Below are 19,546 nucleotides of genomic sequence, written 5' to 3'. Positions count from 1 at the left end.
TAAATGACGATCCGTTTTCACAAGCACGATTTGCCCAACCTGGATAATTATCAGGTTGATGCAGTCGCTATCGACACCGAAACACTGGGCCTGAACCCGCATCGCGACAGGCTTTGCGTCGTTCAGATCTCGCCTGGCGACGGCACTGCAGATGTGATCCAGATCGAAACCGGACAGAAGAAAGCGCCCAATCTGGTTAAGCTTTTGAAAGATCGTTCGATTACCAAAATCTTTCACTATGGACGTTTCGATCTCGCAGTACTTGCACATACGTTCGGCACCATGCCACAACCGGTTTTCTGCACGAAGATCGCCTCGAAGCTGACGCGTACCTATACGGATCGTCATGGTTTGAAGGAAATCTGCAACGAGCTTCTCGATGTTTCGATTTCCAAACAACAGCAATCATCTGATTGGGCAGCGGAAGTGCTTTCCCAAGCCCAGCTCGATTATGCAGCCTCAGACGTGCTTTATCTGCATCGCCTGAAAGCAGTATTCGAAAAGCGTTTAGAGCGTGATGGCCGTGCGAAACAGGCTGATGCCTGCTTCAAATTCCTGCCAACCCGCTCTGAACTTGATCTGATGGGGTGGCCTGATCAAGATATATTCGCTCATTCTTAGCATTTTAAACGGCGACATGAGAGAGCGCTCAGGTTACAGCATAATTCCTTAAACTTGAATCAGTTTAAGGTAAAATTATGCTGTAAATATAAAGTATTAGAGCGACCTTTGTGCGCCCAAGAGGGCGCACGGCGCTCTAGAGCGCTCTCTCATTTTATTTGTTTAACGCGCATCCTGCCCGAAAACCGTTCCACATTTTTCCGGATGCGCTTGACCCGCAGTTTTCTTTTGGTGCGTATGGTCAATCATGGCCCATTTCGGACGGCGAAACAGAAACTGCCCGTAGCCTGCCCATTGAATAAACCCGTAGAGAATGACCGGTCCGATGACACCGCTTGCGGTTGTCAGCAGCGAAACTGTACCGGTATCAAGAAAACCAAATTTCAGAAGAATTGTCCGCGCGATCGCCATCGGCAGGAAGAATGCGAGATAAACGACAATCGAATGAGCTCCGAGCCAGCTTAACCCTCGATGCAGCACATTTTTATGCGGCAGCAAGCTCAACAGCGATGAAATCGAAATTATCGCTAATGCACCGACAAGCCCCAGCAAAAGCGAAATAATCGGAAGATCGCTTATAGCCCCTCGTCCGTTTAAAAGGTCACCCGCCGGCGCTATCAGCAAAGCAAGGCTTTCCGGTACTGGCATGAAAACCAGCTTATATTCGATAAGCCCCCAGATAAGCAGCCCAGATATTCCCACTACAGGGCGTTGACGCAGCCAATCGGCGGTGCGGAAAATCAAGGGTGCGAAAGCATAACCTGCAAAGAAATAGACAAAGCGCGAGCAGAACTCGTCGATCATTGTCCAACCGGTATGGATTGGCAGAATTTCCAGAATGGCCAGCAATGCGAAAGTCAACCCAACGGGTACGCGCTTCAACAGGCGCGTCGCAACGAAAAAGACCGGCAGAATGTAAATGAACCAGAGTGTTCCGAATGGCTCAATGAACGCCATGATATAAGCTTCGACAACACCGGCAATACCGGCCTCGCTTGCAATAGCTGGTGCCTTGAATGCGAACTGGATCGTCAGCCATAAAATGTAGAAATACAGAAAGTGAATGACCTTGCGATCAAGATAGCGCCGCCATGGTCTATCGATGACAAGGTTGAGAAAGAGACCGGAGATCAGGAAAAAGTCAGGCATACGGAAGGGCTTGGCGAAAGCCACTACATGATGCATCCAGCCTTCAGAGTCGGCGGCCTTTTCCACGCCCAACGTGGAATGCATCATGACAACAAAGATTATGCAGATACCCTTGGCAATATCGACCCAGTCGACACGCTGCGCAGCGCCAGTTGCCCCACCCATTTTATTTTCTCCGTGCTTTAGACCCGCACCCTATACCCCAATCCAAATAGCAAAAACATCCTCACCGAATACAACCCTGGATTTTAACTGTTTGGTAACCAAGAACAGCAGCTAATCAAGCTAATCACGATTCTGTGCGCAACTTTTGCGACAATTACGCGACTGTGGCCTTCTTGCTACAGACTCTTTTCGGCAATCGCTTATATTGGGTACAACAGATTTAGAATTCCCCGTTCTCCAAAGGAGATTTATTATGAAGCTCAAGTCTCTTCTTCTCGCATCCACCGTTGCTCTTCTCGCAGCAACTGGCGCAAAGGCAGCTGACGCTGTAGTTTACGAAGAACCAGCTCCAGTTGTCGTCGCTCCGTCCTTTACCTGGAACGGCGCTTACCTTGGTGGCCAGATCGGTTACGGCTGGGGCAAGTCGCGTTTTGACGGCGGCATCAATGTCAAGCCAGACGGCTTCCTCGGTGGTCTCTATGCAGGTTACAACTTCGACCTCGGCAACAGCGTTGTTCTGGGTATCGACGGTGACGTGACCTACAACAACCTCAAGGACAGCTACTCTGAAACTTTCCTTGACGGAACAGACAGCGTTGAAAGCAAGCTGCGTTGGTCGGGTGCGGTTCGTGCCCGTGCAGGTTACGCAGTTGATCGCTTCCTTCCATACATCGCTGGTGGTGTTGCTTTCGGAAGCGTAAAGAACACATTGTCGTCGACTGGTGCTGATGGCTCGTTCGAAGCTTCGCAGAGCAAGACCCTCACCGGCTGGACCGCTGGCGCAGGTATTGACTATGCAGCAACTGACAACGTCATCGTACGTCTTGAATACCGTTACACCGATTATGGTAACAAGGACTACGACTTCGGCTTTGGCGACGGTTCGGTTCGCGACAAGTTCAAGACCAACGAAGTTCGCCTCGGCGTTGCATACAAGTTCTAATCTGACCTGTTCAGATGAGTTCTCAGGAAAGGCCCCGCATTGCGGGGCCTTTCCTTTTGCGCGACAGAACCGTTATTTTTTGTGAATGCGAAGTTTACCCCCCTTTAAACTGCCGCATTTACCCTTCAGGCGATAAACGCCCTCGATATATGCGGGTTGATGAATTAAGCGGTTACAAAACCAATAACCGATCAGCAGGTGGGCGGATCTAAAACGACATGACATCGCGAGACGGCAGAAACGGACGTATCGAACCTTCCTTCGGCAAACCGCAGGAAAAGGAAGAGGACGTGTTTCGCGTCGACGAGGAGGAGCGCATGGCCCGTCCGCAACGCAAAAGCAAACCAACGAAAGATCGCGAGCCCCGCGGTTCGCGCCGCTCGCCCAAAAAGCGTGGTGGCTTTTTCGGCTTTGTTCGCCGCGCCTTCTACTGGTGCCTCGTGTTGGGTCTTTGGGGCGGCATCGCCTTTGCGGGCATGCTCGTTTACTTCGCAGCCAAAATGCCGCCGACAACCGACTGGACTATCCCGGATCGTCCGCCAAATGTGCGTATTGTTGATGTCCAGGGTGGCTTGATTGCTAATCGCGGCACAACTGGCGGCGAAGCAGTCGGCTTGCATGAAATGTCGCCGTTTATTCCGCAAGCCGTCATGGCGATCGAAGACCGCCGTTTCATGTCACATTTCGGCATTGACCCGATTGGTCTCGCGCGTGCGATTGTGACCAATGTGACCTCGGGCCGCGCTGTACAGGGCGGCTCGACGCTCACACAGCAGCTCGCCAAGAACTTGTTCCTCTCGCCCGACCGCACACTGGAGCGTAAGGTACAGGAAGTGATGCTCGCCCTCTGGCTTGAGCATAAATACACCAAAGAGCAGATATTAGAGATGTATCTGAACCGTGTTTATCTTGGTTCAGGTGCCTATGGTGTCGATGCTGCATCGCGACGCTATTTCGGGAAATCCGCCAAGGACGTGAACCTGATGGAAGCGGCGACTCTTGCCGGTCTTCTCAAAGCCCCTTCGCGTCTTTCGCCTGCGCGCGATCCAGAGGCAGCAAGTGCCCGCGCCAAGCTGGTGCTGGGTGCCATGCGCGAAGAAGGCATGATCGATGACCGTCAGGTGGCGATTGCAGAAAGTGAGCCGCCAACGCGCGCAGCCTCTTACTGGCAGGGCTCTGAAAACTATTTTGCCGACCGGGTCGTTGCCGAAATTCCGGCGCTTATCGGCGAGACAAAGACCGATATCACGGTTGAAACCACTGTCGATCTTAATCTCCAACGCGCTGGCGAAGAAGCGATCAAGGATCAGATCTCAACAAACGGCAAGAAGATGAATGTGAGTCAGGGGGCGCTCGTTTCCATTGATGGTACGGGTGCAGTGCGCGCATTGGTGGGTGGCTATGATTATGCCGCCAGCCAGTTCGACCGCGTGACCGACGCGCGCCGTCAGCCTGCCTCTTCATTCAAGCCTTTTGTGTATCTGACAGCGCTAGAACAGGGTCGTACACCGGATTCCGTACGCAACGATGCGCCTGTGCGGATCGGCAAATGGACGCCCAGCAACGACAACGGCAAATATATGGGTGAAGTGACGCTGGCGACGGCTCTGTCTCACTCGCTTAATTCCGTTTCGGCGCAGCTGGTCATGGAAGTTGGTCCGCAGACCGTAATCGACACCGCACACCGCCTTGGCGTTCAGTCTAAGCTCGAACCCAATGCCTCGCTGGCACTTGGCACCTCAGAAGTCTCATTGCTTGAATTGGCAGACGCCTATGTGCCGTTTGCCAATGGTGGGTATCGTGCGCCAGTGTATTTCATTACCCGGATCACGGATTCTGAAGGCAAGGTTCTCTACCAGAGAGAAGATGGTGTCGGTCCGCGCGTGATCGATGAGCGCACTGTTGGCATGATGAATGCGATGCTTCGTCGTACAGTGGAAGATGGCACGGCCAAACGTGCAGCTTTTGGTTGGCCTGCAGCTGGCAAAACCGGCACCAGCCAGAATTTCCGCGATGCGTGGTTTGTCGGCTATACAGCAAATCTCACGACCGGCGTCTGGTTCGGCAATGATGATGGCAAGGGCATGAAGCGGGTCTTTGGCTCCACGCTTCCTGTTGCCGCCTGGAAAACCTTCATGAAGGAAGCCCATAAGGGTGTGCCTGTCGCAGAACTTCCGGGCCATTACGACATTCAGAACATCGTGCCAGGTGGCAGCGACGGCATCGATCCGAACAATCCATATGAACCTGGCATGATTCCGCAAGGCGGCTATGGCGATCAACCAATGGCAGGCAATGGTGATGATGGCTATTGGCCACCAGCACCTGACTCCCCCGCTCGCAATACGGTTCAGCAGGGTCAGCAATCCGGCGTACCGGCCAATTATCCGGTGAATGACAATGGCGCACCACTGCCTCCGGGTAATGTTGGCGGTCCACCACCGCAGCAGCGCGATTCAACGACGTTGCTCGACATCATCATGGGTAATACGCAGTAGGAGTGTTCTCTCGTAAAGTCGGGCCGGTCGTTGATCGGCCTAGAGCGTGTCGTGCTTAATCGCACCCAAGGCGCTCGCTCTGGATTCTTTTAATTGTCGCATGTTCGCGGGAGCTCAAATGAATCCATTTGAGCGCGACATGCTTTAGCCTCGCGATCAAGTGAAGCACCACGCATTGCCTGTTGCTAATTCCCCTCGAAATCCTGAGCAGCTTAGTCTATTCAAGGATTGAGAGTGAGGTTTTCATGTCTACAGTTTCCCACACTGATACGTCCCGGTCTGATGCTCCCAAGTCAGACACTCCCAAGGCAGATGCGGAACGTAAGACCCTTGTGCTGACAGGGGCAAGTCGCGGTATTGGCCACGCCACGGTCAAGCGCTTCTCGCGCGCCGGTTGGCGCGTCATTACCTGCTCGCGTCAGGACTTCGCCGAAAACTGCCCTTGGCCCGCAGGCCCCGAAGACCACATCAAGGTCGATCTGGCCGATCAGGAAGATATCGGCAAAGCCATTGCTGAAATCCGCCGCAGATTGGAAGCCAACGGCAGTAAATTGCATGCGCTCGTCAATAATGCTGGCATTTCGCCAAAAGCAGAAGGCGGTCGTCGCATGAATTCAATTGAAACTCCCATGGCTGTCTGGCGCGATGTTTTTCAGGTGAACTTCATGGCCCCGATCATGCTGGCGCGCGGACTGTTCAAGGAGCTGGAAGCAGCACAGGGTTCTGTCGTCAACGTGACTTCTATTGCAGGCAGTCGCGTTCATCCCTTCGCAGGTACTGCTTATGCGACGTCCAAGGCAGCACTGGCAGCGCTTACACGCGAAATGGCTTCCGATTTTGGCCCGCATGGAATCCGAGTGAATGCCATTGCGCCCGGCGAAATCGACACCGCCATCCTGTCACCCGGTACGGAAAAGCTGGTAGAACAGCTGCCAATGCGGCGCCTTGGAAAGACCTCCGAAGTGGCCGAGACCATTTATTATCTCTGCTCCGAAGCCTCATCCTATGTGACCGGCTCGGAAATCCATATCAATGGTGGTCAGCACGTCTAATTATTTTCGAAGGCGCGGCGTTGAAAAACACCGCGCTTTTGTGTTTACCTTGTCAATTCTAAACCTTCAATCGATTTAACAGCCGAGTTGACCATATGATCCTATGCTGCGGTGAAGCCCTGATTGATATGTTGCCACGCGAAACGGCAGAAGGCGAAACAGCCTTTGTACCCTTTGCTGGCGGCTCCGTGTTCAACACGGCCATCGCTCTTGGCAGGCTGAGTGTTCCCACTGGCTTTTTCTCAGGCCTTTCATCGGATTTCTTCGGCGAAGTGCTGCGCGATACGCTCGCACGCTCGAATGTCGACTATTCTTATTCGGCGATCTCTGATCGGCCAACGACGTTGGCCTTTGTGCGCCTTGTCGATGGACAGGCACGCTACGCTTTTTATGATGAGAACACAGCACTGCGCATGCTTTCAGAAAATGACATACCGCTGATAGACGATGCGATAGATGCGCTGCTTTTTGGCTGCATCAGCCTGATTTCAGAACCATGTGGCAGCGTCTACGAAGCGCTGATGACACGTGAAGCGTCAAAGCGTGTTATGTTCCTTGACCCGAACATTCGTGCCAGCTTCGTCAGCGATCGGGAAAAACATCTCGCCCGCATGAAGCGCATGATCGCGCTCGCGGATATCGTGAAGCTTTCAGATGAAGATCTCGACTGGTTCGGCGAAAAAGGCAGCCATGACGAGATCGCCGCCGAATGGCTCAAGCTTGGCCCCACGCTGATCGTCATCACCAAGGGCGCTCATGGTGCCGACGCCTATACTGCAAACGCAACTGTTCGCGTGCCTGGCGTGAAGGTAGATGTGGTGGATACTGTGGGAGCTGGCGATACTGTCAATGCGGGTATTCTCGCGAGCCTACATGGTCAGGGACTACTGACGAAGGATGCTATAGCCAATCTCGACGAAGACCAGATCCATGCTGCGGTGGCATTGGGTGTTCGCGCTGCGGCCATCACTGTTTCTCGTGCTGGTGCCAATCCGCCATGGGCAACAGAAATGCGGGATTGATTTCTCGATGGCGAGAGCCAATTCTGCTTTTCAGTAACAGGAAAGCAGACAATGGCTCAGAATATTTACGACCGCGCCGATTTTTTCAACGCCTATAGCCAACTGCCACGCTCAGTCTACGGATTGGATGGTGCGCCTGAGTGGCCTTATATTCGCTCGCTGCTGCCTGATTTATCCGGCAACGACGTTGCGGATCTGGGCTGCGGCTTTGGATGGTTTTCTCGCTTTGCCCGCGAACAGGGGGCGGCTTCCGTCACTGGGTACGATCTGTCGGAGAACATGCTTGAACGCGCGCAGCACGACACGCAGGACGATGCGATCCGGTATGTGCAGGCAGATATGGAAACATTAGAACTACCAGAAGCTCGATTCGATCTGGCCTATAGCTCGCTGGCCTTTCACTATATCCGCGACTTTTCCCGACTGCTCAACACGATCCATCAGGCGCTTCGTCCCGGTTCCCATTTCATCTTCACAATAGAACATCCGATTTTCATGGCACCGCTAATGCCCGGTTGGATCGTGGATGAAGACCAAAACAAGCATTGGCCAGTTGATCATTATGCCATTGAGGGCGAAAGACGTACCAACTGGCTGGCAGATGGTGTCATTAAATACCACCGTCGCCTCAGCACGACCGTCAATGCTTTGCTTGAAGCAGGATTTGACATCAACAGTCTTGAGGAATGGCGGCCTACACCTGCTCAAATCGAAGCAATGCCCGCCTTGCGCGATGAGGTTGAGCGCCCAATGCTTCTGATCGTATCAGCGCGTCGATAACCGGGCACAAAGTACCATCGATCTGCATTGCCCTTGACCCGACGCATTTCGCGCTTTCTATAGAAGAAGGGCGGGAGAGAATCGAAAATTGGCGAAGGACAAATCATTGGACGTCTTGCGCATAGCAGCCTTCTCGCAAGGCAATCAGGGCGGTAACCCCGCCGGTGTACTGATTTCTGAAAAACTCCCCTCAGCCGAGGAAATGCAGAAAATCGCCAAGGATGTTGGCTTTTCGGAAACGGCTTTTGCCATGCCGGAAGGAGACAGCTGGCGTGTGCGCTATTTTGCGCCCGAAATGGAAGTTCCGTTCTGCGGCCATGCCACAATTGCGCTCGGTGCAGCACTTGCCATGCGCGAAGGTGACGGGCGTTTTGCATTAAAGCTCAACAATTCCGACATCAGCGTGGAGGGCCGCAAGGAAGGCGATCTGTTTTCTGCGAGCTTGCAATCACCCGGGACGCGCAACCGCGCCGCATCTGAAATCGAGATTGAGCAGGCGCTAGCGCTGTTCAATTATGAAAAAGATGATCTGGCACCGGGCATTCCGCCGGCACTTATCCATGCGGGCGCAGATCATATTGTGTTGGCATTGCGCTCACGCGAGAAACTTGCGGCCATGCATTATGATCTTCCGCGCGGGCGGGTCCTGATGAAGCGGCAAGGCTGGACAACGATCCTTCTGGTGCATTCAGAAACGCCGCAGCGCTTTCACAGCCGCAATCCCTTTGCCTCGGGCGGCGTCTATGAAGACCCGGCGACCGGCGCATCCACTGCAGCTTTCGCCGCCTATTTACGCGACTTGGGCTGGCCGCATGGCGGATCTATTGAAGTGTTTCAGGGCGAAGATATGGGTGTGCCATCTCATCTGCGTGCAGAAATTGGCCATGTGCGTGGCGACTCTATTCGTCTTTCCGGCACAGCCCGATTGATGGAATAAAGATAAGAGTACGCTTCGATCCAAATGATTAAGGTCGAAGCGTCTCAACTATTCCGTGGTGCGAATCTTATTCGAAAATCAATTCACAGTTCTCCGGACATACTTATCGTCAAACCTTGACGAGTTGCTCGACGCGCTCTTCGTTGCCGAAAAACTTGAGATAGCGTTCGACTTCCTTGGGATCGCCTGTCGCTTTCTGCGGATTGTCGGAAAGTTTGACCGCCGGGCGTCCATTGGCATCGATTACCTTACAGACCAGCGATATGGCTTTGAGGCCATGAATGGTGGTTGGCGCGCAACCGGCGAAATCATTGGTGAGATTTGTGCCCCAACCAAAGCTCATGCGGACCCGGCCTTCAAAATGGCGATAGGTTTCCTCAATCGTATCCACATCCAGCGCATCCGAGAAAATCAGCAGTTTTTCGCGTGGGTCTTTGCCGCGAGACTTCCACCATTCGATAATGCGTTCGCCGCCTTCGATTGGTGGGGCGCTGTCGGGGCGGAAGCCAGTCCAATCGGCAACCCAGTCCGGCGCATTACGCAAGAAAGCAGCTGTGCCGAAAGCATCGGGCAGCACAATCAGAAGATTGCCGCCATAATAGCGGTTCCAGTCCTGCAGCACCCGATAGGGTGCTGTGCGTAGCTCATCATCCGTATTGGCAAGCGCTGCCAGCACCATCGGGAGTTCATGCGCATTGGTGCCGAGCGCTTCAAGATCGTTATCCATCGCCAAAAGCACATTGCTGGTTCCGGTAAATGCGCCGCCGATACCTTCCTTCAAGGCCTCGACGCACCAGCGCTGCCACAGGAATGAGTGACGGCGACGCGTGCCGAAATCCGAAATTTTCAGGTCCGGCAATTCGCGAAGCCGCTCAACCTTGCTCCACATCTTGGCCTTGGCGCGGGCATAAAGCACATCTAGCGAAAAAGGCCCGAGGTTTTTCATCGCGGCGCGCGAGCGAAGCTCATTAATGATCGCAAGCGCTGGGATCTCCCACATGGTCGTGTGCGACCATGGCCCATGGAAATGCAGCTCATACTGACCGTCTTTGCGGCGCAGATCATATTCTGGCAGCTGGAAATCATGCAGCCAATTAAGAAACTCCGGTTGGAAAATCTGCTTGCGTCCGTAGAAGCTGTTACCCGCCAGCCAGATCATCTCTTTTTTGGTAAAACGCAGCGTGCGTGCATGATCGAGTTGCGCGCGCAACTCGCCTTCATCGATCTCATCGGCAAGACGCACCGAGGTTGTGCGGTTGATGAGCGCAAAGGTCGCATCCACCTTGGGGTAAAGCCCCCAGATCATCTGCAACATCAGAAGTTTGTAGAAATCCGTGTCCAGAAGGCTGCGAACAATCGGATCAAGCTTCCATGCGTGATTAAAGACGCGCCGTGCGATATCGGTTTTGGCCATGACGGCCTCCATTGCATGAGCATGTGCTGCAACCACCCAGATGATTTGCAGCAAAAAGAAAGGCGGGTTTTCACCCGCCTTTTTAAATGCTTCATTCAGATTTGGGAAGCTCTACAATGATCTCATGTTCACCATCGAGCTTGATCGCAACCCCTTCATCGGGCTTGGTGATTTTACGGCCATTGAGCTTGATCGCCTTTGACTTGGCACCTGTTACCACCTTCACGTGATAGGTCGCGTCGCCGAAGCGCAGATCAGCTTCATAGCCGTCCCATTCAGGTGGCAATGCCGGGTCGAAATGCAGGCGATCGCCACGCTTTGTGACACCGAGAATACCTTCCGTTGCCACGCGGTAGAACCAGCCAGCAGAACCTGTGTACCAGGTCCAGCCACCCTGTCCGCGACGCGGCTCGACCGAATAGATGTCAGCTGCGATCACATATGGCTCGACGCGATAGACGTCCGGATTGCGTCCATGGTTGACCGGACTGATGAGCGAGAACAGACGCCACGCTTCTGCGGCTTTGCCCATGCGAGCCAGTGCCAGAATGGCCCATGTTGCACCATGCGTGTACTGACCGCCATTCTCGCGAACGCCGGGCGGATAGCCCTTAATGTAGCCTGGTTCCTGCACCGTCTTGTCGAAAGGCGGCGTGAAGAGACGCAGCAACTCGCCCTGATCGTCAAGCAGATGCTTTTCGAGCGAAGCCATTGCCTGTTCGGCACGCTTTGGATCGGCAACACCCGACAACACGCTCCATGATTGCGCGATGGCATCAATTTGGCATTCGTCGCTGTCTTTTGAGCCAAGCGGAGAGCCATTGTCGAAGAAGCCACGGCGATACCACTCGCCATCCCAGCCATCGCGATCAAGCGCCTTTGTCAGACTTTCAAGATGCACAGCCCATGCGGTTGCCCGCTTTGCATCCTTGCGAGATTCAGCAATCGGGATGAACTGGCGCAATGTATAGGCAAGGAACCAGCCAAGCCACACACTTTCGCCTTCGCCCTTTACGCCGACAAGATTCATGCCGTCATTCCAGTCGCCACCAAGGATCAGCGGCAGACCGTGCTTGCCGGTGCGTTCAATCGCAAGATCGAGTGCCAGCGCACAATGCTCATATAGGCTTTCAGTGTTCTTCGAGATTTGCGGCTCGTAGAACGCATCATGTTCGCCCTCTTCGAGCTTGCGGCCTTCAAGGAATGGCAGCTTCTCGTCGAGAATCGCGCGATCACCTGTCGTTTCCACATAGAGCGATGTGCCGTAGCCAAGCCAGACTACATCGTCAGAGATCAGCGTACGCACACCGGCACCCGTTGCTGGAAGCCACCAATGCTGCACATCGCCTTCAGGGAACTGACGCGAGGCCGCATTGAGAATCTGCGCACGAGCCAATGACGGATCGATGAGCAGCAGCGACAGCGTATCCTGCAGCTGGTCGCGGAAACCGAACGCGCCACTGGCCTGATAGAAGGCAGCACGCGCCCAGATACGGCAAGCAATTGCTTGATAAGGCAACCAGCCATTGATCAGCAGGTCAAAGGCCGGATCAGGCGTCTTGACCTGAACGCGGCTGAACAGCCCTTCCCAATGCTTGGCCGCAGCAGTGAGCTTGTCATCGAAGGATGCATTGCGGCTTTCTGCGACAAGCACCTTTGCCTGCTGCTGATCGGCAGCATTACCGAGCAGGAAGACCACTTCACGGCTTTCGCCCGGACCGACTTCAATATCGAGCGCAAGCGCTGCACATGGATCGCGTCCTGCTTCAACCGTTCCCGAAAGGGCCTTACCAGCTAGAACCACCTCCGGCTTGTCAACCGATCCTGTCGAACCGATGAACTCGCCACGGTCGGCCGTGACTGATTGCGGCTTTTCCGTTGCCGCAAAAAACGCCACTTGGCCGGACTTGTCCGGATGATATGGATTGCCTGCAAAGAGCGCACCGAGCTCTTCATCCTGCGATGGCACGATGAACGGCACATTCTTGGCGCGGGCGTTGCCCAGCACCCATTCGACATAACCATAGGCACGCAGCTTGCGCTTCGACCGCCCCTTATTGGTAATCGTCAGACGCGAAAGTCGAACCGGCTTTTCGGCGTCAACGATATGGGTCAGCTCCAGTGCCAGTTCGCCGTGCTGTGCCGAGAAGGTGGTGTAGCCATGGCTATGGCGGGCTTCATAGGTGACAGCTTCGTCGCGCAGTACATTGGCTGTCGGGGCAAAGCTGCGTCCGGTTTCACGATCAAGAATATAGATCGCCTCACCCGGACGATTGGTGACCGGATCATTTGCCCACGGGGTAAGCTGATAATCGCGGCTGTTGCCAGCCCAGGTGAAGGCTGAACCTTCCGCCGAAACATGGAACCCGAAATCCGGATTGGCGATAACGTTGATCCATGGATGCGGCGTGGTTGTTCGGTTGTTGATCCGCACAACGTAGCTGCCATCCTCAGCAAATCCGCCATAACCGTTCCAGAACTGGAGATCATCGCCGGTTGGAGCCGGACGTGTGACTGATTTTGGCTTAGCAACCAGACGGCGCTCTTCCGTGCCGCGCTCAAGCGCAACAGGTGCAAGCCCTGCGGCACCCAAGCCCTGCTGGGCAATTGCAGGTGTTTTTGCGTCGCTTCTTGCGGCCAGATCAACCGTGATTTCCTCGCTGCGACGCAACTGTTCGGCAAGCGAACCATTCTGCGCATGCATCACGATGCGGGCTGAAGCGAGAAGCGTGTTGTAGCTTTCTTCACTCATCTGATCGCGACGAACCGCAAAGATATGCGGTTGACCGCCACCACGCGCGCGGAAGCCTTCAACGATCCAGTCGATGGCGCGTTGCGTATCCTGCGCATAGGAGAATGCGCGCTCGTTGACCGCAACGACATCGACCGTCAGGCCCTTGCTACGCCAATATTCCTGCGCGCGCAGCACGCCACGTAACACATCAAGATCCGCTTCATTATCGATGCGAAGAGCAAAGATCGGATAATCGCCCGAGATCGACATCGGCCAGAGATCGGACTGCTTGCCAAGGCCGCTTGCAATCGTTTCAGGCGGCTGACGCAAAGTGCGTTCCGGGTAAAGCAGATAGGCTGCAACCTTTTGATAGTCGGCAGCTTCCGCCGGCTTGATGCCGATATGGTAGAGCTGAACCTGCGAACTTGTCCATGACAGAGAATATTCGCGAGCAAAGGTTTCCGGATGGCGATGCATCGCGACCGCATGTTCAACCGCATCACGGCTTCCACCCGCAAAGGTCCAGAAAACAAGGCTAACCTTCTTATGTGCCGGAACGCGAACGCGGGTGCGTACCGATGCAATCGGATCAAGCACACAGCCCTGGCTTCCGGTGAATGTCGCACCGTCGTCAAAGGCTGCGGCATCACGCAACGAACGCCCGCGACCGATAAATGCACGACGGTCGGTTTCGACTTCGGTTTCACGGATGGAGCCCGACAAATCGGTTACGAAATGCGCAACATGAATGTCCGGATCGGACGGCGCACGCTTGCGGCGTTTCGCATAGATGGTCGAGCCATTGTCAGCGATTTCGGTTTCGACAAACATCTTGGCGAACGCCGGATGTGCTGCATCGCTGTCGCTATCGGTCAGCACCAGTTCGGAATAGGACGTGACTTCAATCACACGATCCCGCGCACTGGTGTTGATGATATCAAGCCTGCGGCCTTCACCATCAGATTCTGACGAAACGATCACTTCCATAACCGTTTTGATGTCACCGGCAGTCTTGTAGAATTCCGCCTTGTCTTCGGTGAAGACAGTCTTGGTTTCTTCCTCTGGGTTGCGTACCGGCTCTCCGGTCGCCGACCACCAGTATCCGCTTTCCATATCGCGCAGGAACAAGAACGTGCCCTGCAAGTCTTCCGACGCATCGGCATGGAAACGAGTGATGTCCCAATTGTGCCAACGGCTGTAGCCGGAGCCATTCGCCGTCACCATCAGCGCATACTGGCCATTCGACATCATATGCGTTGTGCGCGGGGCCTTGAACGGCACATCGATAATACGCATCGGCGCATCGTCGAAGCCGCCCGAATCCACACGCATCGGATTTTCCGTCTTCGCATAGATCATCGGAATTTCGCGCGGTGCCTTTTCCTGCAATAGCAGTTCGGCTGCTTCGATCACCGGATCGGAATGGAAGCGTTCACGCATACGGCCTTCGAAGATCACGTTGTTGACCGCAATAATCGACATGCCATGGTGGTGGGCATAATAGTTTTTCACCACTGCACAGGTTTCACCTTCGCGAACGCGCGACGGGGTGAAGTCCACGGAATCGTGGAAACCATAACGGCCGAGTGCACCGAGTTTTTCCAGACGCTTCAGGTTGGCGACGGCTGCGGCAGGCTGGTACTGAGAAGCCAGCAAGCTTGCATAAGGCGCGATAACCGCATTACGCGACAGGCCTCGCTGAAGACCGAGGTTCGGCACACCAAAGTTCGAATATTGGTAATTCATATGCGCGTCTCGCGCATTGAATGCCGCTTCCGAAATGCCCCAAGGCAGACCGCGCGAGGTCGCGTAGTCGATCTGACGCTGCACAACGAGTTTGTTGGTCTGATCTAGCAGCGAACCGAGCGGCTCCGACATGACCAGCGGCGGCATCAGATACTCGAACATCGAGCCGGACCAGGAGAGCAGAGCGCCCTTCCAACCCACTGGAACCAGAAGACGGCCAAGCTTGAACCAATGTTCAACAGGCACGTCGCCCTTGGCAATGGCAAACAAACTCGCAAGACGAGCTTCTGACGCCAGAAGATCGTAGCAGCTTTCGTCAAGCTCGTTTTCCTGCACACGGAAACCGATCGACAGAAGACGACGTTCCTTGCGCTCAAGGAAACCGAACTGCATGTCAAAGGCCAGCTGGCGCGAACGTGAAGCAAGATCCCGCAGTCGCTCACGCAGCTCATCGGTGTTGTGCTCGCCCATAGAATCGTCGGTGTGGGCCTTGCAGGTTTCAACGAGAATGTAAGCCCATTCGCGCGCTTCCGCACTTGCAGGTGTTTCGATCTCGCTGTCGAGCTCTTCCATCAGGCGCACAATATCGGTCGCAAAGAGCGAGAGATTGATAGTGCGGAAGGATGCGGTTTCCGGCTCTTCCTTGATGGTACGCACTGCACGACGGAAATTGGCGATCCGCTCTTCCAGACGACGGCGCAATGGACGAAGGATACGACGATCATCAGGAATACGTGCAATTGTTTCCTCAAGCACGTCGTTGACGTCGAGAATACCGTCGAGATCAGCCTGAAGATAGACCGAAGGTGCTTCAGCCCATTCTTCCAGCGCCGACGAGAGTGTCACAAGATGTCCAGCGAGATTGCCACTATCCACGGCAGAGACGTAGAGCGGACGCATCGGCGTCAGCGTATTGGTCTCATACCAGTTATAGAGATGGCCCTGATATTTCTCCATCTTCTCAAGCGTGTTGACGGTTGCTGCGACGCGATCAAGCGTCTCGGTAAAGCCGATCCAGCCAAAGTCACGCGCCGCAATCACCGAGAGAAAATACACGCCGATATTGGTTGGCGACGTACGTTGCGCAACGATCGGAGCTGGATCTTCCTGGAAGTTATCGGGCGGAAGATGGTTGTTTTCCTCATTCGTGAACTCGGCGAAATAGCGCCAGGTACGGCGCGCATACCGGCGCAGAGCCGATTTGTCGGACGAGAGCACTTCCAGCGTGTCCTGCGGCTTGGCAGAACGGCTGACGAGCCAGGCAATGAGCGGTGATGCAAACCAGATGACTGCAAAAGGTGCCGCAATCATTGCAGCATGGCTTTGAGCAGCCAGCGGCATGAAAATCGCAATGCCCGCAATAACAATGGCTGGCCACATCATCTGGAAATAGAACAGAAGTGTGTCGGGGGCGGACTTTGCCTGTGCCGCTGTACGCCATTCGAGAAGATTGCGACGCGACACAAAGAGGCGATAAATCGTACGCGCAATCGCATCAGCCATCAGGAACGCGGAATGTGCAATAAAGGTGGTGCGAAGCGCCACATCCGCCGTGCCCAATGCAATATCGGTCAGAACCGACTGCGCATGGCCTTTGAGCGAATAGTCCATATTTGACGGAATAAGATTGGTGACGATGCCAAAGGTCGGCGCCACAAACATGCTGATGATCAGGAAGCCCTGCCAGACAGCCGCCGGTCCGATTGGCAGCACGCTCCAGCCGACAATTGCCGCAACCAGCCACAGGATCGGATTGAGCGAGCGACGCAGATTATCCACCATCTTCCAGCGCGTGATCGCGCTGACACCACGGCCTGTCGAAAACAACCATGGTAGAAGCTGCCAGTCGCCACGCGCCCAACGGTGATGGCGCGACACGTCGACGTTATAGCCGGTCGGATAATCTTCAACAACTTCGACATCGCTGACCAGCGCCGCGCGCGCATAGCCACCTTCAAGCAGATCGTGGCTAAGAAGCGTGTTCTCTGGAACGCGATCTTTCATCGCAATTTCGAAGGCGTCGATATCGTAAAGACCCTTACCGGTGAAGGTGCCCTCACCCAAAAGATCCTGATAGGAATCGGAAACGGCAAAGACATAAGGATCGATGCCGCGATTGACCGAGAAAACGCGCTGCAGGAATGAAGCTTCGTCGCCTGTTGTCAGCGAAGGCGTCACACGTGGCTGCAAAATGCCATAACCACGAACAACCTTGCCGGTTTTCTCATCGAAAACCGGACGGTTCAATGGATGGCTGAGCTTGCCAACAAGATTGGTGACCGATTCAGGCGTAAGCCGCGTATCTGCGTCCAGCGTCATGACGAATTTGACGTCTTTCGGCAGGCGCTCATCCGGTGGGAAATAGCTCGTATCCTGATCGCCGCGAAGCAGCAGGTTCAGCTCGTGTAGCTTGCCGCGCTTGCGCTCCCAGCCCATCCAGCAGCTCTGCTTTTCATTGAACAGACGACGACGGTGAAGCAGGAAGAAACGCGGCTGCTCGCCACCGGTATAATGCTCGTTGAGCTTGGCTATTTCATCACGCGCATATTCATAGATTTCCATATCGGCAGGCGTGATTTCCTGCTTGGCATCCACCCAGTCGCTAACGAGCGCGAAATAAATCTCGCCGCGCGGATTGGTCAGATAATGGACTTCAAGATTGCGGATCTGCTCATCGATGGAATCGCGCGAATTGATAAGCGTCGGCACGGCAACAAGCGTGCGTGCCTCAACAGGCAGGCCTTCCTTGTATTCAAAGCCGATCAGGCGCGTCGGCTGCACAAACCACGGTACCAGCGCATTGAAGAGCGAATATGACGCGTCCATTGCCGGGAAGATCGCGAGCAACGTGAACAAAGTGCGCAAATCGGTCGAAAGCCCGGCCCGGCTCATGCAATAATTGACCGTCAGCAGGATCAGAATCGTGAAAATGGCCGTTGGTATGAAGAAGCCCAACAGACCCAGATTGCGATAGAAGCGCAGGACTTTGACGCCGAATGGTGCCTTGTAGCCGCATACCTTTTCAAGCTCGGAGCGACCTTCACCCGAAAGATAATGGGCGATTGAGCCCTTGCCTTCTGTGCCGTTGATATCGGCGGGTCCGGCAGACTTGCTGTCTTCAGCAAGCTTGAGGGCGGCCCAGGTGATGTCGATTTCACTCATGTTCGAAAAGCGGGCAAGCTTTTCAATCGTCACGCGATACGCGTTGCGCGAACGGAAATCCAGAAGTTCGAAATCGCTGTGATCGCGCAGAATCGCATCGACCTCGTTGACGGTTTCAAACCAGGTTTCCCAATCGATATCATCGATGGTTTTGAGGCTTCGAATGACATTGCCCATCGTGACGCCACCAGTGGACTGGCGGGCATGTTCTTCAACGATGGCGTCTTCGGGATTGCTGCCTTCCTGCTCAAGAATACGCTCTAGCCAGCTTGCTGCGGCCGATGTATCGGTCGAAGCGCTGCGCAGACGATAGAGCAGATGCGTAGCAAATGTGCTGTCGCGGGCGGCATGCGCATATTGCGCCAGAACCGTGTCGAGCTCCTCGCCATTCGCAGCAACAACAATGCGATCTGCAGCCGTATTGGCGAGGTTGCGCATGTTGCGCGCGCGATCAACGCGCAGCGCCAGACGACGCGCATTCTCAATGAGGAAATAACGCACGGCCGACGGCAGCGCCCACAGCTCACCAATCTTAAGCGGCTCGACAGTCTGAAAGCCCTGAACAAGTGCGGTCAGCGACTTGAGCGAGAAATTGCTGTCAGTATGGGCAACATAAAGCCATGCAAGCGCGAAAATACGCGGCATGTCCTGATATTTCTCAACGCGGGCCGCATAGGGCGGCAGCTGGCGAATGAATTTGCGCGGCAGATCGCGGCGTGTCTGCTGAACGGTCTTATCGATCTGATAATGATTATCGAGGAGCCACTGTGCAGCTGGCGTAATCGTTTCGCCAGCGCGGGAAGCAGCATCGGACGAGCGATAGGCGTGCAGAATCAGCTTGCCATTTTCAGACAGGCGTTGATCGAATTCAAAAGCCTGATAGCCGGGCAAATCCAGCTCTTCGCCACGTGCAACGGAGGCCGCGAGTTCGCGCAGCTCATCCTCGCTTTTGTAAAGAGCCCGTATCGGAGAGGGTTGTTCGGGCGGAATCTGATCCGAAGTCTTGCGATCGGCAATGGACGAATTAGACGGCGAAGAAGACAATTCCGGCATGTGCCTTAACAGCCTTTCCGAAGGGAATAAGTTAAATGCGGCGGGTGGATACTGAATGCACTTAGAATTTTCATCTCAGGGGAACGACAGTATCCGTATTCGGTTCCCTGAATGTCGATATGATTTGGCCAAAATGCGACGACGGGTTGTGCTGATATTCAAACCGTTTAAATCGCAACGCACAATTCTTTCCGAACATTAATGTTGCGTTATAAAATATGCGCCTTTTGCAACCCTAACATACTGAAAATAAGAATAATACTACTCTGC

The 19,546-nt window shown here is 54.4% G+C and carries 10 protein-coding genes; 7 read left to right on the top strand and 3 right to left on the bottom strand.

Going from position 1 to position 19,546, the window contains the following annotated elements; all coding sequences use genetic code 11:
• Positions 1-3: 3 nt before the first annotated feature.
• A complete protein-coding gene (locus OIV19_RS02090; RefSeq protein ID WP_264230531.1) occupies positions 4-621 on the top strand; it encodes a ribonuclease D in 618 nt (205 codons plus the stop codon).
• A 162-nt stretch (positions 622-783) separates the two neighbouring features.
• Here OIV19_RS02090 and OIV19_RS02085 read toward each other — a convergent pair whose 3' ends face one another.
• Positions 784-1,935: an acyltransferase family protein gene (locus OIV19_RS02085; protein ID WP_264230530.1), complete on the bottom strand. Its 1,152-nt coding sequence runs from the start codon at positions 1,933-1,935 to the stop codon at positions 784-786.
• Positions 1,936-2,188: 253 nt separating this feature from the next.
• Between OIV19_RS02085 and OIV19_RS02080 the strand changes: the two genes are divergently transcribed.
• From OIV19_RS02080 to OIV19_RS02055, 6 genes are all read left to right on the top strand, one after another.
• Positions 2,189-2,878, top strand: a complete 690-nt coding sequence (locus tag OIV19_RS02080; protein ID WP_095445879.1) for an outer membrane protein — start codon at positions 2,189-2,191, stop codon at positions 2,876-2,878.
• A gap of 218 nt (positions 2,879-3,096) precedes the next feature.
• Entirely contained in the window at positions 3,097-5,376 is a 2,280-nt protein-coding gene (locus tag OIV19_RS02075; protein ID WP_095445878.1) for a transglycosylase domain-containing protein, read from the top strand.
• A 245-nt stretch (positions 5,377-5,621) separates the two neighbouring features.
• Positions 5,622-6,428 (top strand): SDR family NAD(P)-dependent oxidoreductase, encoded by an 807-nt coding sequence (locus tag OIV19_RS02070; protein ID WP_095445877.1) that lies wholly within the window; start codon positions 5,622-5,624, stop codon positions 6,426-6,428.
• A 95-nt stretch (positions 6,429-6,523) separates the two neighbouring features.
• Positions 6,524-7,450 (top strand): carbohydrate kinase family protein, encoded by a 927-nt coding sequence (locus tag OIV19_RS02065; protein WP_264230529.1) that lies wholly within the window; start codon positions 6,524-6,526, stop codon positions 7,448-7,450.
• A 51-nt stretch (positions 7,451-7,501) separates the two neighbouring features.
• Positions 7,502-8,230, top strand: coding sequence for a class I SAM-dependent methyltransferase (locus OIV19_RS02060; RefSeq protein ID WP_264230528.1), 729 nt, complete (start codon positions 7,502-7,504; stop codon positions 8,228-8,230).
• A 106-nt stretch (positions 8,231-8,336) separates the two neighbouring features.
• The gene (locus OIV19_RS02055; RefSeq protein ID WP_151095646.1) at positions 8,337-9,167 is read left to right on the top strand and encodes a PhzF family phenazine biosynthesis protein; all 831 of its coding nucleotides are present in this window, start codon (positions 8,337-8,339) and stop codon (positions 9,165-9,167) included.
• A 109-nt stretch (positions 9,168-9,276) separates the two neighbouring features.
• Here OIV19_RS02055 and pncB read toward each other — a convergent pair whose 3' ends face one another.
• Both pncB and OIV19_RS02045 read right to left on the bottom strand, forming a co-directional pair.
• Positions 9,277-10,581 (bottom strand): nicotinate phosphoribosyltransferase, encoded by a 1,305-nt coding sequence (gene pncB, locus OIV19_RS02050; protein WP_095447825.1) that lies wholly within the window; start codon positions 10,579-10,581, stop codon positions 9,277-9,279.
• Between the two features lie 91 nt (positions 10,582-10,672).
• Positions 10,673-19,276: a GH36-type glycosyl hydrolase domain-containing protein gene (locus OIV19_RS02045; RefSeq protein ID WP_264230527.1), complete on the bottom strand. Its 8,604-nt coding sequence runs from the start codon at positions 19,274-19,276 to the stop codon at positions 10,673-10,675.
• Positions 19,277-19,546: the final 270 nt, after the last annotated feature.

Origin of the sequence: Brucella sp. HL-2, from assembly GCF_025846885.2 — a bacterium.
Classification (GTDB): domain Bacteria; phylum Pseudomonadota; class Alphaproteobacteria; order Rhizobiales; family Rhizobiaceae; genus Brucella; species Brucella quorumnocens.
Note: the sequence above shows the minus strand (reverse complement) of the source record. Positions and strands in the feature narration are given on the sequence as shown.